General features: G+C 28.1%; 17 protein-coding genes. 10 read left to right on the forward strand and 7 right to left on the reverse strand.

Features of this window, described 5'->3' with window-relative positions; genetic code table 11:
* The first annotated feature begins 250 nt into the window (after positions 1–250).
* The gene (locus KGF45_RS04770; protein ID WP_227841934.1) at positions 251–1,984 is read left to right on the forward strand and encodes a sensor domain-containing diguanylate cyclase; all 1,734 of its coding nucleotides are present in this window, start codon (positions 251–253) and stop codon (positions 1,982–1,984) included.
* A gap of 335 nt (positions 1,985–2,319) precedes the next feature.
* Positions 2,320–3,675, forward strand: coding sequence for an MATE family efflux transporter (locus tag KGF45_RS04775; RefSeq protein WP_227841935.1), 1,356 nt, complete (start codon positions 2,320–2,322; stop codon positions 3,673–3,675).
* Positions 3,676–3,783: 108 nt separating this feature from the next.
* Here the strand turns inward: KGF45_RS04775 and KGF45_RS04780 are convergent, their stop codons facing one another.
* Positions 3,784–4,434 (reverse strand): diphthine--ammonia ligase, encoded by a 651-nt coding sequence (locus KGF45_RS04780; protein ID WP_227434322.1) that lies wholly within the window; start codon positions 4,432–4,434, stop codon positions 3,784–3,786.
* A 90-nt stretch (positions 4,435–4,524) separates the two neighbouring features.
* On the reverse strand, positions 4,525–4,953 hold the full coding sequence (locus tag KGF45_RS04785; RefSeq protein ID WP_227827286.1) for a DMT family transporter: 429 nt from the start codon (positions 4,951–4,953) through the stop codon (positions 4,525–4,527).
* A gap of 152 nt (positions 4,954–5,105) precedes the next feature.
* On the opposite strand from KGF45_RS04785, the gene KGF45_RS04790 reads away from it, so the two are divergent.
* Both KGF45_RS04790 and KGF45_RS04795 read left to right on the forward strand, forming a co-directional pair.
* Entirely contained in the window at positions 5,106–5,654 is a 549-nt protein-coding gene (locus tag KGF45_RS04790) for a DUF308 domain-containing protein (RefSeq protein WP_227827285.1), read from the forward strand.
* Between the two features lie 118 nt (positions 5,655–5,772).
* Entirely contained in the window at positions 5,773–6,714 is a 942-nt protein-coding gene (locus KGF45_RS04795; RefSeq protein ID WP_227827284.1) for a TIGR01212 family radical SAM protein, read from the forward strand.
* Positions 6,715–6,902: 188 nt separating this feature from the next.
* On the opposite strand, the gene KGF45_RS04800 is transcribed toward KGF45_RS04795, so the two are convergent.
* Positions 6,903–7,847, reverse strand: coding sequence for a DMT family transporter (locus KGF45_RS04800; RefSeq protein ID WP_227841936.1), 945 nt, complete (start codon positions 7,845–7,847; stop codon positions 6,903–6,905).
* A gap of 325 nt (positions 7,848–8,172) precedes the next feature.
* Between KGF45_RS04800 and KGF45_RS04805 the strand changes: the two genes are divergently transcribed.
* Entirely contained in the window at positions 8,173–9,594 is a 1,422-nt protein-coding gene (locus tag KGF45_RS04805) for a sigma 54-interacting transcriptional regulator (protein ID WP_227841937.1), read from the forward strand.
* A gap of 199 nt (positions 9,595–9,793) precedes the next feature.
* Complete coding sequence (locus KGF45_RS04810; protein ID WP_227827281.1) at positions 9,794–10,378, forward strand: zinc dependent phospholipase C family protein; 585 nt, start codon at positions 9,794–9,796, stop codon at positions 10,376–10,378.
* 192 nt (positions 10,379–10,570) lie between these two features.
* On the opposite strand, the gene KGF45_RS04815 is transcribed toward KGF45_RS04810, so the two are convergent.
* Positions 10,571–11,350 (reverse strand): HAD family hydrolase, encoded by a 780-nt coding sequence (locus KGF45_RS04815; RefSeq protein WP_227827280.1) that lies wholly within the window; start codon positions 11,348–11,350, stop codon positions 10,571–10,573.
* 69 nt (positions 11,351–11,419) lie between these two features.
* Positions 11,420–12,676 carry a competence/damage-inducible protein A gene (locus KGF45_RS04820; RefSeq protein WP_227841938.1) on the reverse strand — a complete coding sequence of 419 codons (1,257 nt, stop codon included), beginning with the start codon at positions 12,674–12,676 and terminating at the stop codon, positions 11,420–11,422.
* Positions 12,677–12,935: 259 nt separating this feature from the next.
* Here KGF45_RS04820 and KGF45_RS04825 point away from each other — a divergent pair, with 259 nt between their 5' ends.
* From KGF45_RS04825 to KGF45_RS04840, 4 genes are all read left to right on the forward strand, one after another.
* A complete protein-coding gene (locus KGF45_RS04825) occupies positions 12,936–13,835 on the forward strand; it encodes a D-alanine--D-alanine ligase (protein WP_227827278.1) in 900 nt (299 codons plus the stop codon).
* 23 nt (positions 13,836–13,858) lie between these two features.
* Positions 13,859–15,307: a transcriptional regulator DdlR gene (gene ddlR / locus KGF45_RS04830; RefSeq protein WP_227827277.1), complete on the forward strand. Its 1,449-nt coding sequence runs from the start codon at positions 13,859–13,861 to the stop codon at positions 15,305–15,307.
* Positions 15,308–15,388: 81 nt separating this feature from the next.
* The gene (locus KGF45_RS04835) at positions 15,389–16,171 is read left to right on the forward strand and encodes a M15 family metallopeptidase (RefSeq protein ID WP_227827276.1); all 783 of its coding nucleotides are present in this window, start codon (positions 15,389–15,391) and stop codon (positions 16,169–16,171) included.
* 25 nt (positions 16,172–16,196) lie between these two features.
* On the forward strand, positions 16,197–18,116 hold the full coding sequence (locus KGF45_RS04840; RefSeq protein WP_227827480.1) for an ABC-F family ATP-binding cassette domain-containing protein: 1,920 nt from the start codon (positions 16,197–16,199) through the stop codon (positions 18,114–18,116).
* 146 nt (positions 18,117–18,262) lie between these two features.
* Here KGF45_RS04840 and KGF45_RS04845 read toward each other — a convergent pair whose 3' ends face one another.
* Positions 18,263–18,616 (reverse strand): PqqD family protein, encoded by a 354-nt coding sequence (locus KGF45_RS04845; protein WP_227827275.1) that lies wholly within the window; start codon positions 18,614–18,616, stop codon positions 18,263–18,265.
* Positions 18,603–20,531 (reverse strand): OPT family oligopeptide transporter, encoded by a 1,929-nt coding sequence (locus KGF45_RS04850; protein WP_227827274.1) that lies wholly within the window; start codon positions 20,529–20,531, stop codon positions 18,603–18,605. Before KGF45_RS04850 ends, KGF45_RS04845 begins: the two co-directional genes overlap by 14 nt.
* Positions 20,532–20,716 lie beyond the last annotated feature (185 nt).

Here is a 20,716-nt window from a genome sequence, read left to right on the forward strand (position 1 = left end):
TTAGGGCACTAAGCTATTTAGAGTAACTACTTTTAATTTATTTGTGTTTTTATAATAAAATCATTTGATGCTATAAATCAGAGTTAACACAGATAAATTAAGTTTTTATATAAAAAACCTACTTTTACTTAAAATATTGCATAAAATTTTCTTATTTCATAAAAAGGTCATAGTTCAACAAAGTTTTCTAATTTAAAAGTATTAATATATAATATAATTAATTTATATAATAGTAAGAAAGGAGAATATCATGAGCACACTCTCAAAAAAAGCACCAGAATTGGTAAGACATATTTTAATGAGTTTTTATGTAAATCGAGATATTAATGAGGTATTAAGATATATGTCAAAAGATATTACTTGGATTGGTCCAGGAGAACAAGAATTTCTCACTTCTTTTAATGAAATAAAAGACTATTTTTATGCTGGTCAAAATGAAGTTCCTTCTTGTGATATGAATAATGAAACATTTGAAGTTGTAAGTGAAGATAAATATAGATGTATCGTAGTAGGAAAATATACTATTCGTACTAAAGAAAATGACCAAATGATTTTAGAGGTATGTCAGCGTTGTACATTTGAAATAATTGAAAACAATGGACAATTATTGGTGAGACATATGCACATATCAAACCCATACAGTGAAATGCAAGTTGATGAATTCTTCCCTAATAAAATAGGAACACAAAGTTATGATTATTTGCAAAGATTACTAAAGGAAAAGACAGAAGTAATTGAAATGATTACCAATAATATCAATGGTGGATTAAAAGGAAGCAATGATGATGATACATATTCATTTTTCTATGTCAATGAGGGATTACCTAAAATATTAGGATATACATATGATGAGTTTATGGAAATGAGTGGTGGCTCTGCAGTAGGTGCTGTATACCCACCAGATTTACCTAAAGCACTAGAAGATTGTGAACGATGTTTTGCAAAAGGCTCTACCTATTCATCTGAATATAGAATACGTAAAAAAGATGGAACATTAATGTGGGTATTAGATTCTGGAATGAAATCATTAAATAGTGATGGTATTGTAAAAATTAATAGCATTATTACAGATATCACCCAACTAAAAAATATAGAATCTGAATTAAAGTTAGAAAGAGAACGATATCGTATTGCTTTACAAAATATTACAGATATTATGTTTGAATATGATATTGAAAATGATAATTTTGTAAGATATCAACGAGTTGAAATAGACCGAAAAATTGAACTAGAAAATTTTGAAACAAGAAATTATTCCAACATATTAAAAGATGGGAAAAGTATTCATCTTGATGATATTGGTAAATTATTAGAAGTACTTCGTGGAAACCTTCGTGAAACAATTGAAATACGAAAGTTAGAATCATTAATTAAAGATGAGTGGAGATGGATTCGTGTTCAATGTTCAGTTATCTATGATGGTGATCATAATCCAATCAAAACAATTGGTGTTTTGAAAGATATAACTGAAGATAAATCTAAATTAGAAAAATTAATTGCTCAAACTCAACGAGATCCATTAACACAGCTTTATAATCAAAAAGCATCAGAAAATTTTATAGATGAGTATCTCATCAATACTGAACAAAAAAATAGTGAAGCTTTAATGGTTATTGACATTGATGACTTTAAAACTGTAAATGATACTTTTGGACATTTAGAAGGAAATGAAGTTTTAGTTGCTGTTTCAAAAATATTAATGCAAAATACAGATGATAAGGATATAGTTGCTCGTATCGGCGGAGATGAGTTTATGATATTTATGAAATCGCTATCAAATGATTCTGTAATAAAAAGCATTAATGATATTTTAACTGATGTAAGTAAAGTAAAAGCAAAAAACAATCATCAAATAACATTGAGTATTGGCATTGCTTTTGCTACAGATTCAAGTAAATCATATAAAAACTTATTTTCTAAAGCAGATGAAGCTTTGTATTTAGCAAAAGCAAGTGGTAAAAATTGTTACAGAATATGTGAATAATATACTTATTTAGTATATTCCATATTAATATAACCTAACTATTTTTATTACAATATTACATTATAAACTATTCTATTATAATTATATTTTTTTATTATTTTTTTGAAAATGATATTATAATTATAATAATCTCAAATAACAAAAAGGGGTTATCTCAAAATGAAAATTTGAATCATCTCCTTTTACTTTTATAAAACCTTTGAAATTACTATTATTTATTATTTGCTGTTGACATTGGTACTATACCATAGTTTATCATCTATATTAGTAATAAATAAAATTATTAATTAATAGTTTCATAATTTTTATAATAGCTTTACAAGGAGTGATAATAAATGGATACAAAAATATCTATAGACGAAAACATAAGTTTGGGCAAGAGGTTTTTTAAATACTTAGCTCCATCTGTAGTTGCAATGTGGGTTTTCTCATTGTATACAATGGTTGATGGAATATTTGTAAGTAAAGGAGTTGGAGAATTAGCCTTAGCTGCTGTTAATATATCTATGCCTTTTATTAATTTTATATTTGCAGTTTCTTTGTTATTTTCAACTGGTGCCTCTACTATAATTGCAATTTATCTGGGCAAAAAAGATATCAAATCTGCAAATGAAGTTTTTTCATTTAACTTAGTATCAATAATTATACTATCATTAATTATATTGGCAGTAACCTTTTTTAACTTAGATAAATTGGCACTATTTTTAGGTGCCACAGAATCTACAATCGGTATGGTTAAAGACTACCTAGGAATAATAATATTTTTTAATGGTTTTTTTATAGTTTCCTATTCTTTAGAAGTTATAATAAAAACTGATGGATTCCCAATATTGGCTACTGTTGGTGTTATAATATCAGCCCTTACAAACATCATACTAGATTATTTATTTGTAATAGAGTTTGGATGGGGCGTAAAGGGTGCTGGTATTGCGACTGGTTTGTCTCAAGTTTTTTCTACTGTTTTTTTCTTAATACACTTTTTGAGAAAAAACTCAACTTTGAATTTTTCTAAATTTAAGGTTAATTTTAAGACACTTAGAAAAATTCTATTTATAGGTTTCCCTGATTCAACTACTGAATTAAGTTGTGGTATAGTTGTTTTACTTTTTAACTTGAGCCTTACTAAATATATAGGAGAAAATGCTCTTATTTATTATAGTGTTATAAACTATATAAACACATTGGTTCTTATGACTATGATGGGTATAACTCAGGGTATGCAACCACTTACTAGTTTTTATTATGGTGCAGGCAACATCGATAATGTAAAGAAATTATTGAAGATGGGAGTAAAAGCTACAATAATAGCTTCAATAGCTGTATTTGCAATCTGTATGACTTTTTCAGAATCAATAGTTTCTCTGTTTATTCACCCAGAAGAGACTCTATTATTCAATGAAGGAGTTCGTGTATTTAAAATATTCTCCATATCATTCTTATTAGTTGGATTTAATGTAATAATTTCAGGATTCTTTGTTTCAGTAGAAAAACCATCAATTTCTACAGTTATATCTCTTGGTAGAGGACTTGTAATTGTCTCTCTAAGTTTAATTGTAATGATACTAATGTTTGGTGGTCAAGGAATATGGATGACTACTATTGTTTCTGAATTTATATGTCTTATTGCATCAATGATTTTCCTAAAAAAGAATTTTTCTACACTAGATTCTAGTCTAAAAAAAATAGCTTAAACAAAAGTAATAATAATATATAAAATAAAGAATACCTATTATACAATCTTGCAAATATCGATACTTTGCATACATTAAGATTGTATAATAGGTATTTTATTTATGTACTTATTTTATTTCTAAATAGCCATAACCATCTTTTATTACATTTCCTTTTACTTCATATTCTACAGGAGTTCTAAATACTGGTCCATCTACTACAAATGTATGATATTCTCCATGCTCTCCACATGGGTCTGACCCTGTTTCTTTTATCTTTTTCACAAGTTCTCTAGTTAATTTTTTTCCTAAAAATTCCTCTCCTAAATGCTTTAAGTTTACTTTTGTTATGACACTACAAAATCCACTATCTATAAATTCATATACCAATTCCTCTCTGCTTTCTTGCCACAATGGTAGTTCTACCTTCATACCAACTGCATCACATCTGTCAGAGTCCCATTTTTTGTGACTTTCTATATCTATATCTCCATATGCACATATTGTTGCTCCCATGTTTTTAGCTTTTATTAAAGCTCTCTCAAAACTCTCTTCATACCCTTCTACTCCACATTCAGCAACTAACAGAGGTAGTCCGATACTATCACTTACTTGTTTAAGCATCTTATGCTCTAAGTTATGAGTCCATGATTTTCCATGTTCTTCACTTATAGTTGTCAAGAGTGCCACAGGCTTATATCCTTTTTCCAACATTCTATTTAATGCTAATATACTATCTTTACCACCACTAAATGACATTACAAATTTTTCATCAGCCATTCCTAACACCTCTTTCTTTTAACTTTACTTGCTATCCTAATTATACCAAATTTTTAAGTTATATAGCAAATTATATGGTATTTTAAATCATTAGTTTACTATAAAGAATGTACCTAAAATTAAAAGTATAACCCCTATGTATTTGTATAAATGCATTGTTTCTTGTCCCAAAATCACGCTATCAATAAAAAAACCGATTAGAACCTGAGACACAAGTGTTAATATAAGTGTATTTGATACCCCTAAGTTTGGAATTGCTTTTACTGTAAAATATATTATTAGCCCTCCAAATACTCCTCCTAACAATAACTTATAATTAAAATCATTTAAAGATACTAAACATTTTAAATCCCCAGCAACTATTATGCTTGCTAAAAAAAATATTGCTCCTACAGTCAAACTTATAAAGGTGGCAACCAATGCTGTTGTACTCTTACCTAGTTCTCCATTTATAAAAGCTTCAAGAGCAGTAGACCCACCTGCCAATAATGCAAATATTATTGCCCATAATTTTGTCATGGACAAACCTCCTCCTGTATAATTCTATTAATAAGAGTTTATGATACAACCTATTAATTAATTACTAAGTAGAGTTTTATTTTTATACTATGTGGCTTTATTTGAATATAAATTTCTGTTATAATTGTTCTATTGATATTGGAGGTGATTTTATGTATACAAATTTTAATATCAATTTTGATAACTTTAATAAAAAAGAAAATGCTACTAAATTTATGATAATGGGAGTGTTACTTGTTATATTGGGATTCTTGTGCCTTACGTTTAAGACTCTAGGTATAAAATTAATCTCTTGGACTTTTGGGGTTGCACTTTTATTCTTTGCATATTTAAATCTTAAAAACATCAATGAGTTAAAAAGATATGCTACTAAAGAAGAGATTAAACCATCTACCAATGTTCAATGGATTCTAATAGTTACATGTATACTACTTTTTGTATTTCCTCAAAAAATACAAAGTATTTTCTCATTACTTTTGGGATTTTATTTAATTTTTAATCAGCTTGTAGTATTTGTAAATAGTAAAAATAATCCATATTCTAAGTTTACAACTTGGAATATAGTTAAAACTTTATTTGGTATATGCCTTATATTGTCACCACTATTTTTATCTAGATTTATAGTCTCAATAATGTCATTTTTCATAATATTATTTGGACTTGCTCTATTTTTTTCTGGAAACAAATCTAGAAAATATTAATTATTTTATTGCTTTATTTTGCCTTACTTAAAATAGAATTTGTTTAAGTCACCTATTTGTGGTAATATGTTTTTTGTACAAATTTAATGTACAATTTTATTAGAAATAGGTGATTACTTTGGATAAATTTAAATATGCTTTTGATAATAAAAGATATCATACTTGGAATTACTACCTTAGAAATACATTTGGAGAAAAAGTCTTTAAAGTATCAATAAATGCAGGATTTACTTGCCCAAATATTGACGGAAGTATTGGCTATGGTGGTTGTACTTATTGCAGTAAAGAAGGTTCAGGCGACTTTGCTGGAAATCCTAAGGATAATCTTATTAATCAATTTTATAATATAAGAGAAATGATGTTAAAAAAATGGCCTCATGCTAAATATATTGGCTATTTTCAAGCTTATACAAATACTTATGCACCTCTTGAGATTTTAAAAGAGAAATATGAAACTATACTATCTCTTGATGATGTTATAGGTCTTTCAATCTCAACAAGGCCTGACTGTTTGCCAGATGATGTAGTCGATTATCTATCTGAACTTAATGAAAGAACTAATCTATGGGTTGAACTTGGACTTCAGACAATTCATGATTCTACATCTAAAATTATAAATAGAGGACATGATTATAAAGCATTTGTTGAAGGTGTGGAAAAATTAAAGGCTAAAAATATAAAAGTAGTTGTACACATTATAAATGGTCTACCTGGTGAAGATTATAATATGATGATGGAAACTGCTAAGGCAGTCGGAAAAATGAATGTAGATGGTATAAAAATACATCTATTACATGTTATAAAAGATACTCCGATGGAGAAAATGCTTCAAAATGGGATGTTAACTCTTATGAGCCAAGATGAATACATTAATCTTGTTTGTGACCAACTAGAAATATTACCTGAAACTATGATAATTCATAGACTTACTGGTGACGGTAAAAGAGATGAACTTGTTGGACCTTTATGGAGTTTAAAAAAATGGGAGATTTTAAATCAAATTGATGATACATTAAAATCTCGAAAGTCCTATCAGGGATGTAAATTTATTCAAGATTAAATAATGATTAACATATTAAATAGTGATTAAAGATAACATAATAACTATAGATATATTTATAGAAAATATAAATCTATCTATAGTTATTTTATTCTATAGTTATTTTATTGTTCACAAATCAAATTTCATGTTAAAAATTACAATAAAAAATACCCCTATACAAATGTACAAGGGCAAAATATATAGTCTTAAATACTTTCTGTTTTTTCAGTTTGTTTTAATTTATTAGACTTATAAAACATTTTTATTCCATCATAAGAAAGATTAAGTGCTGTTACAGCTGATATCAACATTAGCATCACTCCAAACAGCTTTCCTATAGAAAAACTTTCTCCTAACATAGTGCATCCAATTATAACAGAACCAACTAATTCTACTGATGCTACAACACCTGCAACAGATAGCTCTACACCTTTAGATATGCCTGCTGCATAAAAAATATATGCAAGTGCTGCTGGAACAACTCCTAACATCAACATACAAGATAAAATATTTAAATCTTTAGCATAATTTAATATTTCCCATGGTCTAGCAGAAGGAATCATAAATATCGCTCCAAATAAAAAGCTGTAAACTAATATTGTTGAACTTGAAAATTCCTTTAAAGCATTCTTACTAATAGTTGGCATAAGTGCATACGCTATTGCAGATAATATTCCAAGTAACAAGCCCATAGTACTTAAGTTTTGAAAATTCAAACTTCCACCAGTTACTGCCATAATAGCACCAATAAAGCAAAAAATCAGCGAAAATATTTTACTTTTAGTAATACTCTCTTTATAAAAAAATTTTGAAAATACAGCTAAAAACAATGGCGATGTATACAATAAAACTGCTGATACAGATACACCTACAGTATCAATAGCTTTAAAGTAACATAAATTAAACATAGCTTGACATATAATTCCTATTATTACTGAATAAATAATTCCTTTTTTGTTTATTTTTAAAATATGTGGTGTTCTTATAGCTGAATAAACACCTAAAACTATAAATCCAAAAAATAATCTTGTAAATGCTACTTGTTCTGATGTCAGTCCATTTCCCATCAAAAACTTTCCAAACAACCCAAGTGTAGCCCATAAGATTCCTGCTGTTGCTATAAATACATACCCTTTACTTTTTTCTCCCATCTTAAATACCCCTCTACTATTATTTAGTCAATACACATCATTTTTATCAAGCAAAAAACATGCCAATTTTATTTTATTTATATCGACACTAAAAACTTAGAATTTGCAACAATATTACTAGTTTTTCAACTTTTCTATAGTAATTTCAAGTATATTTTAAGTTGATTTAGACTCGTTTTAACTGTAAAATAAGTTATATATAACTTATTTAAAGTTAAAATAGACTGAAATTTATGTATTATATAAAGATTATACTTTTAATTATATTTAATAAATTAAACCTATTTTAATATATCAGTAAAAATTTAGGGGGTAAATAGGGAAAATGGATTTAGATTTAGAGTTTTATAAAAAAATATTAGAGGCTTCTCATGATGAAATATGTGCATCTGATGATAAAGGTATAATAATATATTGTAATAAGGCATTTGAAGAAAATTATGGTCTAAAAAAAGAAGATATTTTAGGAAAAAACGTTTCTTTCTTAGAAGAATCTGGATATTCAACAAAAAGCCCCATACCAGTGGTATTGAGAACAAAGTCTAAATTTTCACTTGAACAGGATACTCAAACAGGAAAAAAACTTATTATAACTGCAAGCCCTGTATTTGATGAAAATGGCGAGCTAGAATTCACTGTTGAAAATTGTAGAGATATAACCGAGCTTAATAATATAAAAAATAAACTTGAAGACACAAAAAAACAAGTAAAAAGATACAAATCTGAGGTGGAAACACTATATAGAACAGCTCTTAGGATTGAAGATACAGTAATTATGGATGGTGTAGTTATGAGACCTATTATGAATACAGTTAACCATGTTTCTAAAACTGATGTAAGCGTACTATTATTAGGAGAATCTGGAACAGGAAAGAGTTCACTTGCTAGATATATACATCACAACAGCAACAGGGCAAGTGGTTCATTTATAACTATAAACTGTGCAACCATATCTCCACAACTACTTGAATCTGAACTTTTTGGATATACTTCAGGTGCTTTTACAGGTGCAAGTACCAAAGGTAAAGTTGGTCTTGTGGAATTGGCTAATGGAGGAACTCTTTTTTTAGATGAAATAGGTGATATACCACAAAATCTACAGGCAAAATTTTTACAATTGATACAAGATAGGACTTTTACTCCTGTTGGAAGTTTAAAAAATAAAAAAGTTGACATAAGAATTATATCTGCTACAAATGCTGACTTAATTTCTAAAGTAAAAGAAAAAAAATTTAGAGAAGATTTATATTATAGATTAAATGTTATAGAAATAAAACTCCCTCCACTTAGAGAAAGAAAAGATAATTTAGTAGAGATTATAAAATATTATTTTAATAGATATTCAAGTGACTTTAATCTAAACAAGACAATTTCAAAAGAAGCTATAAGTATTATTGCAAATTACAGATTTCCAGGTAATATAAGAGAGTTACAGAATATAATTCAAAAAATCTTACTTACTTGTAGAGATAATCATATAACAACAGACGATTTACCAAGTATACTCACTAAAAATGTAAACACTGTCAATAGTGGAAATAATTCTCCAACATATACAACTGATGTAGATAATTCTCTACCTATTGATTATAAAAACAAAAACTTTAACACTTTAATTATGGAGTATGAAAAAAATGTAATTTTGGATGCTTATGAAAAATTGGGCAGTTCTTATAAAGTAGCTAGACTCCTTGAAATTTCTCAATCTAAAGCTAATAGACTAATTAGAAAGTATACTAATACTTAATTTTAAATTTGATAAATAAAAACTTAACATTATTTACATATTGTAAATTTCGCCAATTACTGGTATTATGAATATGGTTGAAATTATTTAAATAAATGTGATTGACTTAATTTCATATATTTACCATTAAACTTTTATCATAAATATCATATCATAATAATATATTTAATAAGTCTAATAAACTATACGAGGTGTAAATATGTTAATGAATACCCATTTTATTATGGCAAAATCGATACTTAATAATATAGATGAAAATAAAACATTCTTTATAAGCGAAAAAAATTTTATATATGGCAATATAAAACCAGATGCTTTTTCTAAATACAAATTAAAAAAACATTATATGGATGAATCATTTAATATGGTTGCTTCTAAAATAAAATATCTGTGCAGTCTTACTATAGACAGCGTTTCTAAATATTTTTCAGTAAGTAGACTTAGTCAAGAACTTGGTGTTATCTGCCACTTTTTATGCGATTTTTTCTGCTTAGCTCATAGTGAGCGCTGGGAATTTAAGCATAGTTTGAACAAACATGTCACTTATGAAAGAGAACTTGGAGCATTTGCAAAGGATGTTGATTTATCTAAAATTAAAGGTAGTACTATAAATAACGGATTTGAAAAATTTTTTGTTAAACTTTACAATGAATACAAAAATAAAAGCGACTATATGAATGATTTAAAATTTTCAGCATATACTTGCAATAGTGTTATAAATTATATATTAGATTCTATTTTAGCTAATACAATAAAATCATACCATATAGCAAATTGTGGTTAACTTAAGAATTTTAAACTGACAATTAATACAATCAAAATGACTGCTCTACAGAATATAAAATCTAGTTTTATAATTCTCTTGAACAGTCATTTTTTATACTGAATAGGTAATACCTTATAAAATTTATTACTTAGTAAATCAACATACAAAAATAACTTACTAGTTTTTTATTACTTAACATCAATCTTATATCTAATTATTTATTTTTATTATAGCATCTATAGCACTTTTTACACTATCTACTACATAATTTGCACTTTGTTTTACTTCTTCTCTTGCCTTTGACATTACAAAACTGTATTTAAAACCTTCTAACATACAAATATCATTTGGAGAATCTCCAATAGTAGCAACTTCATCTGGATTTACATTCAGAGTTTTTATTACATGTTCTATACTACCTCTTTTTGATACACTTTTAGGAACTATGTTTAAAGTATAAGTACTAGAAAAATATATTTCCAACACTTCCCTAAACTCACGTTTTAAATATAACTCTATTCTAGACAACTCTTCTAAATTTTCAGAGCATATACCAATATTACCTATAAGATTATCAAAACTATCTCTTTTCTCAAAATCAGGGTCCACTATAAAATCACTAGAATAATGTCTAAAAGCTGTCGTATCACTATCTACAATTACATCTCCTTTATATTTAAAATACAATTGTGCATCAGTTGATTCAAATCTATCAATAACTTTTTTTACTAATTTATCATCTATAGTTTGCTTAAAAATCACATTATAATCTTTATCATGTATAAATGCGCCATTTTCACATATATAATAGCCATTCATATCTAAGCTCCCTTCAATAATATCACGAGCTTGTTTAAAAACCCTACCTGTAGCAACATTAAACTGTACTCCGCTTTTTTCTATTTCCTCAATTGCTGCTATGTCCTCTTTTGTTATAGCTCCATTTTCATATAAAGTTCCATCTAAATCACAAAATATATGTTTTATCATAAATTAAAAGCCTCCAAAAATGATTTTATATTATATCAATACTTTAAATATACCCAATATCATAATAATTTAAAGTTTTTCTAATTGTATTCTCAGTTCATTAAGTAAATCTCTAGTAGCTCTTAATCTTATCTTTCTTCTATCTCCATTAAATATATTTTTCTTCACTATTGTTTTTCCATTTATATATATTGCAGTATAAACAAGTCCTACAGGCTTTTCCTCGGTCCCTCCACCAGGTCCAGCTACTCCAGTTGTAGATATGCCTATATTAGCTCCAAGCCCTTTAGCAATGCCCTCAGCCATTTCTATTGCTGTTTGCTCACTTACTGCTCCAAAGTCTTCTAAAGTTTCTTTTTTTACTCCCAATCTTTTCATTTTGGATTCATTAGAATATGTTACACATCCTTCAAGAAATACAGAAGATATTCCTGGATAGTTTATAAGAGATGAAGATACCAAACCTCCAGTACAAGATTCAGCCACTGCTATTGTTAAGTTTTTTTCTACAAGAAGCTTAGAAACAGCATCCTCTAATGCAGACTCTCCTTCAGATACTGAAATATCTCCTTCAGTATATACATATTTCCCTACTCTATCCTTTATCTTTTCTTCTACTGGTTTTATCAATTCAAAAGCTAGTTCTTCATTTTCAGCTTTTGCAGTTATTCTTATTGTAACTTCTAATTCCTTTGCATACAAAGCAACTGTTGGATTAGTTTGCTCATCAATTATATCTAAAATTTCCAATTCTAGATTTGACTCACCTATTCCATACAATCTTAAAGTTTTTGATACTAGCATTTCCTTTGTAAATTGTTGTAGGTAAGGTTTGACACTCTCATTAAACATTGCCTTCATTTCTCTTGGAGGTCCAGGTAGTACTATTATACTTTTATCATCTTTCTTTAAAATTGCTCCTGGTGCTGTTCCATTATTATTTTTTAATACTATAGCATCCTTTGGAAAATATACCTGTTTCATATTATTTTCAGCCATTTTCTTTCCTGTTTTAACAAAGAATGATTCTAAGACTTCTAATGATGGTTTATGTAATTCTAATTCTTGTCCAAAATACTCTGCTGCAGTTTCTTTTGTCATATCATCACCAGTTGGTCCAAGACCTCCTGTAGTAATTACTAAATCACTTCTTTTTAAGCTTTCATCAAAACATTCTAAGAGTCTCTGCTTATTGTCTCCAACTGTACTTTGATGATATACTTCTATTCCCAATGCTGCAAGTTCTTTAGCTAAAAATTGAGAATTCGTATTTACTATATCTCCCAACAATATCTCTGTTCCTACACTTATTATTTCTGCTTTCAAATTTTATCACTCCTTGATTTATAGCCATTAAGACTAGTCTTAAGTTCATACCACTAATTTTAGCAAAAATAAGAACATAAATAAAGTTAAAAAATCATTCAACTCTATCTGTAAGTTAGATTATCACTCTAAAACCACACATAATATAAACTTAGCATATAGTGGTACTTTCATCATCAACCATTAATTCATATAATTAAGTAAGTAAATTAAAAAATTTAATTTAAAAATAATAAAATTTAAAATAGGAGTGTATAATATGAAAATAGCAGTTATAATGGGTGGAATATCATCAGAGAGAGAAGTTTCTTTAAATTCAGGAAAAGAAATATATAATAACCTTGATAAAAGTAAATACGATGTTGTAAAGGTAATAATAGATGATAAAAGAGATATATTTACAAAAATACCAGAAGATACAGATTTTGCAGTACTAGCACTACATGGAAAATTTGGTGAAGATGGATGCATTCAATCAGTACTTGAGACTATGGATATACCATATTCTGGATGTGGACCTCTTTGTAGTGGAATGTGTATGGACAAAAATATCACTAAAAAAATGCTTAGAGATTCAGACCTTCCTACTGCTCCATGGGCTTTAGTAAAATCAGTTGATGAAATAAATTATGATGAGATAGATAAAATAGGATATCCAGTATTTATAAAACCAAATTCAGGAGGTTCAAGTGTTGCTACATTCTTTATTCATTCCAAAAATGAAGTTGAAGAAGCAGTTCGTAAAGGTTTAGAGGTTGATGAGTTTGTAATGATTGAAAAATATATACCAGGTGGAGAATATACTTCATTTATATTAAATGGCGAAGTATTTCCTACTATATCTATAAAATCAGACTCAGGATTCTTTGATTATGAAGCTAAGTACTCACTTGAAAAAGGAGCAAAAGAAGAAGTTGTTTATTTAGATGATGAACTCCAAAAAAGAGTAAATGAGATTTCTGAGACTTGTTGGAAAATTTTTAATTGCAAAGCATATGTAAGAGTTGATATGATTATAAGTGAAGGTATTCCTTATGTTCTTGAGCTAAATACTCTTCCTGGCATGACTAAAACTAGTTTAATACCTAGAAGTGCTGCTGCTAAAGGTCTTGAGTATAGCCAATTATTAGATAAACTTATAGAATACTCTTTAAATTAGATAATACAATTTGAGGTGGTAATTTGATATTTTCAAATCTAAGATTAAATGATAGTGAACCAATTTATATACAAATTAAAAATTATATAAGTGATATGATATCAAAAGGATTAATTCCAGACAATAGTAAGCTCCCTTCTACAAGGGAGCTTAGTCAGCTTTTACAAGTTAGTAGAAATTCCATAGTCTTAACTTATGAAGAACTAAAATCAGAAGGCTTAATCTACTCTGTTTCAGGAAAAGGTACATTTGTTAATTCAAAAAATAAATCTTCGAACACTACATGGTCTTTAAATTGGGATTGTTTAGAGAATACATACTCTAAAAAAGCTAATGAATTAGATATTATAAAAAGTGAAATACCTTGGAGCTCTAACCTAATATCATTTAAAAGTATATCTCCCGATGGAGATTTATTTGATATGGAGGAATTAAAAAAATCTTTTTTAAATAGAATCTCATTAGAAGGTCACAAACTACTTAACTATGGATATGCACAAGGTTATAAACCTCTTATTGACTATTTGCTGGAATATATGACAAATAAGGGGGTTGATATTAATAACAAAGATATATTAATTACAAATGGATTTACAGAAGGCTTTGATATTATTATGTCCTCTTTCACTCAAGAAAAAGACTATATAATCTGTGAAAATCCTACTCACAACACAGCTATAAAAATTATGAAGTCACACAATCTCAATATTTTAGGTGTGGATATATGTGAAAATGGTTTAGATTTCAATATTCTCGAAAATCGTTTAATTGAGTACAAAAATAAAATAAAATTTGCATATATTACTCCTTCTTATCATAATCCAACGGGAATTGTAATGACTCCTGAAAATAGATATAGATTCTATAACCTTATGAAAAAATACAATATAGCAATTATAGAAGATGGCTTTAATGAAGAGTTACTCTACAATAGTTCTCATATATTTCCCATCTGCTCTCTTGATAATATGAATAATGGCGTTGTGTATATTGGTAGTTTTTCAAAAATTTTATTTCCTGGAATGAGGATTGGATGGATATTTGCAGATAAAAAAGTTATAGATAAGTTAGAAAGTGTAAAAAGGTGCAGAAATATACATGTATCTTTTTTAGACCAAGGTATTTTATTTGATTATTTAAGTAATGGGGGATTTGAAAAATACGTAAAAAAAATACGTAAATTCTATGGGGATAAATTTAACTTCGCCTATGAATGTGTAAAAAAATATATACAAACGGAATATATCTTAGGTGATGGTGGCTTGCATATATTTATAAAGCTTAAGAATATAGATACTAGAAAGTTACTAGAAAAATGTTATAAAAAAAATGTTATCTTCATGCCTGGAGATTTATTCTTTACAGATGGCTCTGGTTCTGACACTTTAAGACTTGGATTTTCGAGACTCTCTTTTGAGGATATTGAAACTGGTATAAAAATAATAGGAGAAACTATATATGAAATGTCCTAGGTTAACTAAATATTGTTAGCCTAGTTTATTTTTATGAGGTATAATATATATAGTTTATATGAATCTAACATGGGGGATAATATGAGTAAAAAGTCAAAACGAAAGAAGATTAATAAATTAAAACTAACAATTGTAATAACTGTATTATTTCTTGCCTTACTATCTATATATGAGATATTTTTCTCTAAATCCAACAAAAAAGATAATATAAAAAGTCAAGAAACTATGCAAGATAAAAATAATACAACAGATGATTCTAAAAATAATCAAAACTCTACTAAAAAGCAGGAAGATAACAATATTAAGCCTACTTTTTCATCTTCTTCAATACCAGATAATATAAAAAACAAAATGATTGGTAAATCTATGCCTTCTGATGAACCTATAAGCTTTGATAGTTTATCTTACTTGAAACTTACCTACTACGGATTTGATGAAAAAACTCATCAAGGTGAAATGATAGTAAATAGTGAACTAGCTCCAGAAGTTGTCGATATTTTTAAAGAATTATATGAAAAAAAATATCCAATTGAAAAAATTAAATTAATAGATGATTATGACGCTGTAGATGAAAAATCTATGTCTGATAATAATACATCTGCATTTTGTTATAGAACTGTAGCTGGTACAAATACTGTCTCAAATCATGGTAAAGGACGAGCCATAGATATAAATCCATTGCAAAACCCACATGTTTCTGGAGACAATATTAGCCCTAAGGTAAGCACTGTTTATGCAGATAGGTCTACTTTAAAATTTGGAATGATAAAAAAGGGTGATGATTGTTATAATGCTTTTGTAAGCAGAGGTTGGAGTTGGGGCGGATATTGGAAAAACCCAGATTACCAACATTTTGAAAAATAATAGATTAGAAATAAAGGTGAATTATATGAATTTAATGACATTGGAAAACATAAGTAAAAGCTATTCTGAAAAAAAATTACTTGAAAATATATCTCTTGGTATCAATGATGGAGAAAAAATAGGACTTATTGGTGTAAATGGTACTGGTAAATCTACTTTACTTAAAATTATTGCAGGAGCTGAAGAAAGTGAAACTGGCAATATAACAAAGGCTAATGGTACTAGAGTAGAATATCTTCCTCAAAACCCAACTTATAATGAAAATTCAACTGTTCTAGAACAAGTATTTAATGGGACTTCAGAAGAATTAAAACTACTTGGTAAGTATCAAGAAACTTTAGAAAAACTTAATTCTAATTTTACAGATGAACTAAATAAAAAGTTATTATCTATACATGAGAAGATAGATGCTTTAAATCTTTGGGATTTAGAAAGTGAAGCCAAATCTGTACTTACTAAGCTTGGTATAAATGATTTTAATCAAAAAATAATAGAGCTTTCTGGTGGTCAAAGAAAAAGAGTTTCTCTAGCCTCAGCTCTTATTACTCCTTGTGAGCTTTTAATACTAGATGAACCAACAAACCATCTAGATAATGATACCATCGATTGGCTTGAAGAATACCTAAATTCAAGAAAAGGTTCATTGCTTATGATAACTCATGATAGATATTTTTTAGACCGTGTTACAAATAGAATAATTGAATTAGATAAAGGTAGATTATTTAGCTATGATGGTAATTATTCAATATTTTTAGAAAAGAAAATGGAAAGACTTACATTAGAATCAAGTATGGAAGATAAACGACAGAATTTAATTAGAACAGAGCTTGCTTGGGTTAGACGTGGAGCTCAAGCTCGTAGTACAAAACAAAAAGCTCGTCTACAAAGATTTGATGAACTCGTAAATAGAGACTCTTTCAAACTTGATGAAAATATCGATATATCTGTTGCCTCAAGTAGACTTGGAAATAAAATAATAGAAATACACAATATATCTAAATCTTTTGAAGAAAATACAGTCATAGATAGCTTAGAATATACTTTAGCACGTACAGATAGAATTGGTATAATAGGTAAAAATGGTATGGGTAAATCAACTCTAATAAACATAATAAATGGGAAATTGGCCCCTGATAGTGGATATATCTCAATTGGAGAAACTGTAAAAATAGGTTGCTTTTCTCAAGATGATTCTCATATGGACATTAATATAAGGGCTATAGACTATGTAAAAGAAGCTAGCGATTATATAGAAACTTCTGATGGTACTAGGATTACAGCTTCTCAAATGTGTGAAAGATTCCTTTTTAATGGTACTATGCAGTATACTTTGATAGGTAAACTATCTGGTGGTGAAAGAAGAAGACTACACCTTCTTAGAATTCTTATGACAGCTCCTAATGTACTTCTTTTGGATGAGCCTACAAACGACTTAGATATTGAAACACTAAAAATATTAGAGGAATATCTTGATGAATTTAAAGGTGTAGTAATTACAGTATCACATGATAGATACTTCCTAGATAGAATCTGTAATAAAATATTCGCATATGAAGGAAATGGAAAAATTCATATTTATACAGGTAATTATAGTGACTATCTTATTTATAGAGAAATTCAAGGAATTGAATTTGAAGAGTCTAAAAAAGAATCACTTAAAAATGATGATTCAACTACTCCAAAAAAAGAAAAACCTAAAAATGATAAAAAACTTAAATTCTCATATAATGAGCAAAGAGAGTTTGAAAATATTGATTCTGACATAGAAAAACTTGAATCTAAAATTGCAAAACTTGATGAAAGTACTTCAAAATTTGCAACTGATTTTACTAAACTTCAAGAAATTTTAGATGAAAAATCAAAACTGGAAAAAGAACTTGAGTACAAATATGAAAGATGGGAATATCTAAATAATTTAGCTGACGAAATAGCTAATAATAAATAATATTAAAATATCTAAGTTTAGTGACCTTTACTTTAAGTTTATAAGTTATAAATATTTAAAAGAGCTATATGTCTTTAAAAACATATAGCTCTTTTATAACTATCTTCTAATTTTTATATTCAGATATATCCTATAATAATTCTTTCTTATATGTCTATATCCATTCTTTCAACATAGTGACAATTGACATCAATATGATTTAAAAAAACCAACAACCTTTCATAAAGTGGATGAGATTCTTCTCCATATTTGGATTCTAAGTTTTCACCTATTTCTCTAACAGTCTTTTGACCATCAATTTGTAAAAATACGAAACTAGAATATTCATCTAGCTCTATTTTTTTATATTTAGGTATTCTAGCTTTTAACTTTCTAAAAAATCTTTGAATCTTATGGTCCTGTTTTTCAAGTATAGTTACAATACTATTTTCATCTACTTCATATTCAAGTCCATCAGTAATTTTAAATACAATATCTAAAACATCATTACTCTTGCTCATTATTTTTTACTTTAGATAAAATAATAGGTAATGCTGTAAGTACAACTAGAACTACTAGTAAAGCAATTGCCATTGAATTTGTCGCAGCAAATCCACTTGGTACTTTTGGAGTTATAACTCCAGTTACTTGTAATATTATACCTATTAAACCAATGATAGATCCACCTGCAACAAGACCAGAAGATAAACTTATACCATTAGAAACTTTAGCTTCTTTTTCTTTTTCAGATTTAGATACTAATTCAACAAATAGACGAATTAATGCTCCAACTAATATTATAGAAGTTGTTGCTATTGGTAAATAGAATCCTATAGCTATAGTCATTATTGGTAATTTTAATGCATATAACACAATTGCCATAAATACTCCAACAATAATCATAACCCAAGGTAAACTACCTGACATAATACCAGAAGTTAATGTTGACATTAAGTTTGCTTGTGGTAATGCAAATTGTACATTATCACCAGTAGCTTTAAGTTGGTCAGAAAGTAATAAGATTACTCCTACAACAACTATAACACCAACTATACTTGCAATTGTGAAGTAACGTTGCATTTCGTTTTTACTACCACCAATGATGTAAGTTACTTTTTGAGATTGAGTATATCCTCCAGCTATAGCAATAGCAACAACTATAAATGACCCAAATAAAAGTAATGATTTATTAGCTTCTAAATCAGTCCATCCCATTACAACAAATACTAATGTTACAATAACTAAAGAAGCTATAGTCATACCAGAAACTGGAAGATTTGATGTTCCTATTGTTCCTGTTAAACGTCCAGCTACTATGACGAATAATAAAGATAATAAAAGAGATATGATAGCTCCAATAATTGCCATAGCAATGTTACCAGAAATTAAGAACGCTGCTAAGAATCCAACTACTACTCCACCTAATAAAAGTATCATTTGTATAGATGAACCTTCTTCTGCATCTCCAGTACTTGATTTAGCTTTAAGTGTTTCTTTTATAGAAGCGATTATAGTTGGAATAAGTTTTATTGCACCAATAATACCTCCACAAAGCATCATACCAGCACCTATATATTTTACATAACTACTAGATATAGCTCCAACATCCATTTGATTAAGAGGCATCGCAGGATTATTCCATACCATAGCTCCATCTTTAGCCATATCAGTAAAGTAACCTATTAAAGGTGCAATACCAAAGTTTGATAAGATACTTCCTGCAAACATTGTTAAAGAAACTTCAAGTCCTACTATAAACCCAATTCCTAAAAGTAGAGGGTTTACTTCAATATCAAATTTCCATTTGTAGAATTTACTTCCTACAAGACTCATTACATTGTTTGCTACATTTAAAAATGAACCAGTTAATACAGTGATAAATCCACTTATTACAAATCCAATTCCCATGTATTTAATTGAGTCTCCACCAGCCTCTGAAGCAACAAGTGTTTCAGATATAGCCATTGATTCTGGGTACATAAGTTTACCATGTTCTTCAACTATTAAATAATTGTGAACTATTGCTGCAACTCCTATACCAAAGAAAACACCACCAACTCCAACAGCTAAGCCTTCTAAAAATGTAATTTGGCTTCCAATTAAGATAACTGCTGGTAATACGAAAATGAATCCACTTGCAACAGATTCTCCACCACTTGACATACCTTGGATTAAATTCTTACCAAGAATACCCTTTTGACGAGCAAATGCTCCAACAAAAGCAGAACCTATTATAGCTCCTGGAATACCTGCTGCAACTGTAAGACCAGCTTTCATTCCAGAATAAGTTGTAGATGCGGCAAAAATGGCAGCTAAAATAATACCGATAATCAGTACAGCTACATTTCCACCGGTTCTGGACTTATCTGTGATGTATGGAACGTAATCTTTTCCACTAACCTCACCATAAGCTCCCTTAGGTAATTTTTTGTTCATAAAATTTTCACCCCTTTTCAGTTTGTATATATTATAACATATATACATATAAAACTTAACTTTTTATTATTTTACAAATAGCGAGTAAAAACTACTAAAATTTAATACCATATTATTAATTTCTACTTTTAGATATTTTTATGCTAATTTTCTTTTTATTTTTCGATTATACTAAAAATAATTAA

The organism is Clostridioides sp. ZZV14-6154 (assembly GCF_020657785.1).
Classification (GTDB): Bacteria; Bacillota; Clostridia; order Peptostreptococcales; family Peptostreptococcaceae; genus Clostridioides.

Bases quoted from the DNA above. Each gene is read 5' to 3' on its own strand.
- KGF45_RS04770 (WP_227841934.1), top strand. From the start codon at position 251: ATGAGCACACTCTCAAAAAAAGCACCAGAATTGGTAAGACATATTTTA.
- KGF45_RS04775 (WP_227841935.1), top strand. From the start codon at position 2,320: ATGGATACAAAAATATCTATAGACGAAAACATAAGTTTGGGCAAGAGG.
- KGF45_RS04780 (WP_227434322.1), bottom strand. From the start codon at position 4,434: ATGGCTGATGAAAAATTTGTAATGTCATTTAGTGGTGGTAAAGATAGT.
- KGF45_RS04785 (WP_227827286.1), bottom strand. From the start codon at position 4,953: ATGACAAAATTATGGGCAATAATATTTGCATTATTGGCAGGTGGGTCT.
- KGF45_RS04790 (WP_227827285.1), top strand. From the start codon at position 5,106: ATGTATACAAATTTTAATATCAATTTTGATAACTTTAATAAAAAAGAA.
- KGF45_RS04800 (WP_227841936.1), bottom strand. From the start codon at position 7,847: ATGGGAGAAAAAAGTAAAGGGTATGTATTTATAGCAACAGCAGGAATC.
- KGF45_RS04805 (WP_227841937.1), top strand. From the start codon at position 8,173: ATGGATTTAGATTTAGAGTTTTATAAAAAAATATTAGAGGCTTCTCAT.
- KGF45_RS04810 (WP_227827281.1), top strand. From the start codon at position 9,794: ATGTTAATGAATACCCATTTTATTATGGCAAAATCGATACTTAATAAT.
- KGF45_RS04815 (WP_227827280.1), bottom strand. From the start codon at position 11,350: ATGATAAAACATATATTTTGTGATTTAGATGGAACTTTATATGAAAAT.
- KGF45_RS04825 (WP_227827278.1), top strand. From the start codon at position 12,936: ATGAAAATAGCAGTTATAATGGGTGGAATATCATCAGAGAGAGAAGTT.
- KGF45_RS04835 (WP_227827276.1), top strand. From the start codon at position 15,389: ATGAGTAAAAAGTCAAAACGAAAGAAGATTAATAAATTAAAACTAACA.
- KGF45_RS04840 (WP_227827480.1), top strand. From the start codon at position 16,197: ATGAATTTAATGACATTGGAAAACATAAGTAAAAGCTATTCTGAAAAA.
- KGF45_RS04845 (WP_227827275.1), bottom strand. From the start codon at position 18,616: ATGAGCAAGAGTAATGATGTTTTAGATATTGTATTTAAAATTACTGAT.
- KGF45_RS04850 (WP_227827274.1), bottom strand. From the start codon at position 20,531: ATGAACAAAAAATTACCTAAGGGAGCTTATGGTGAGGTTAGTGGAAAA.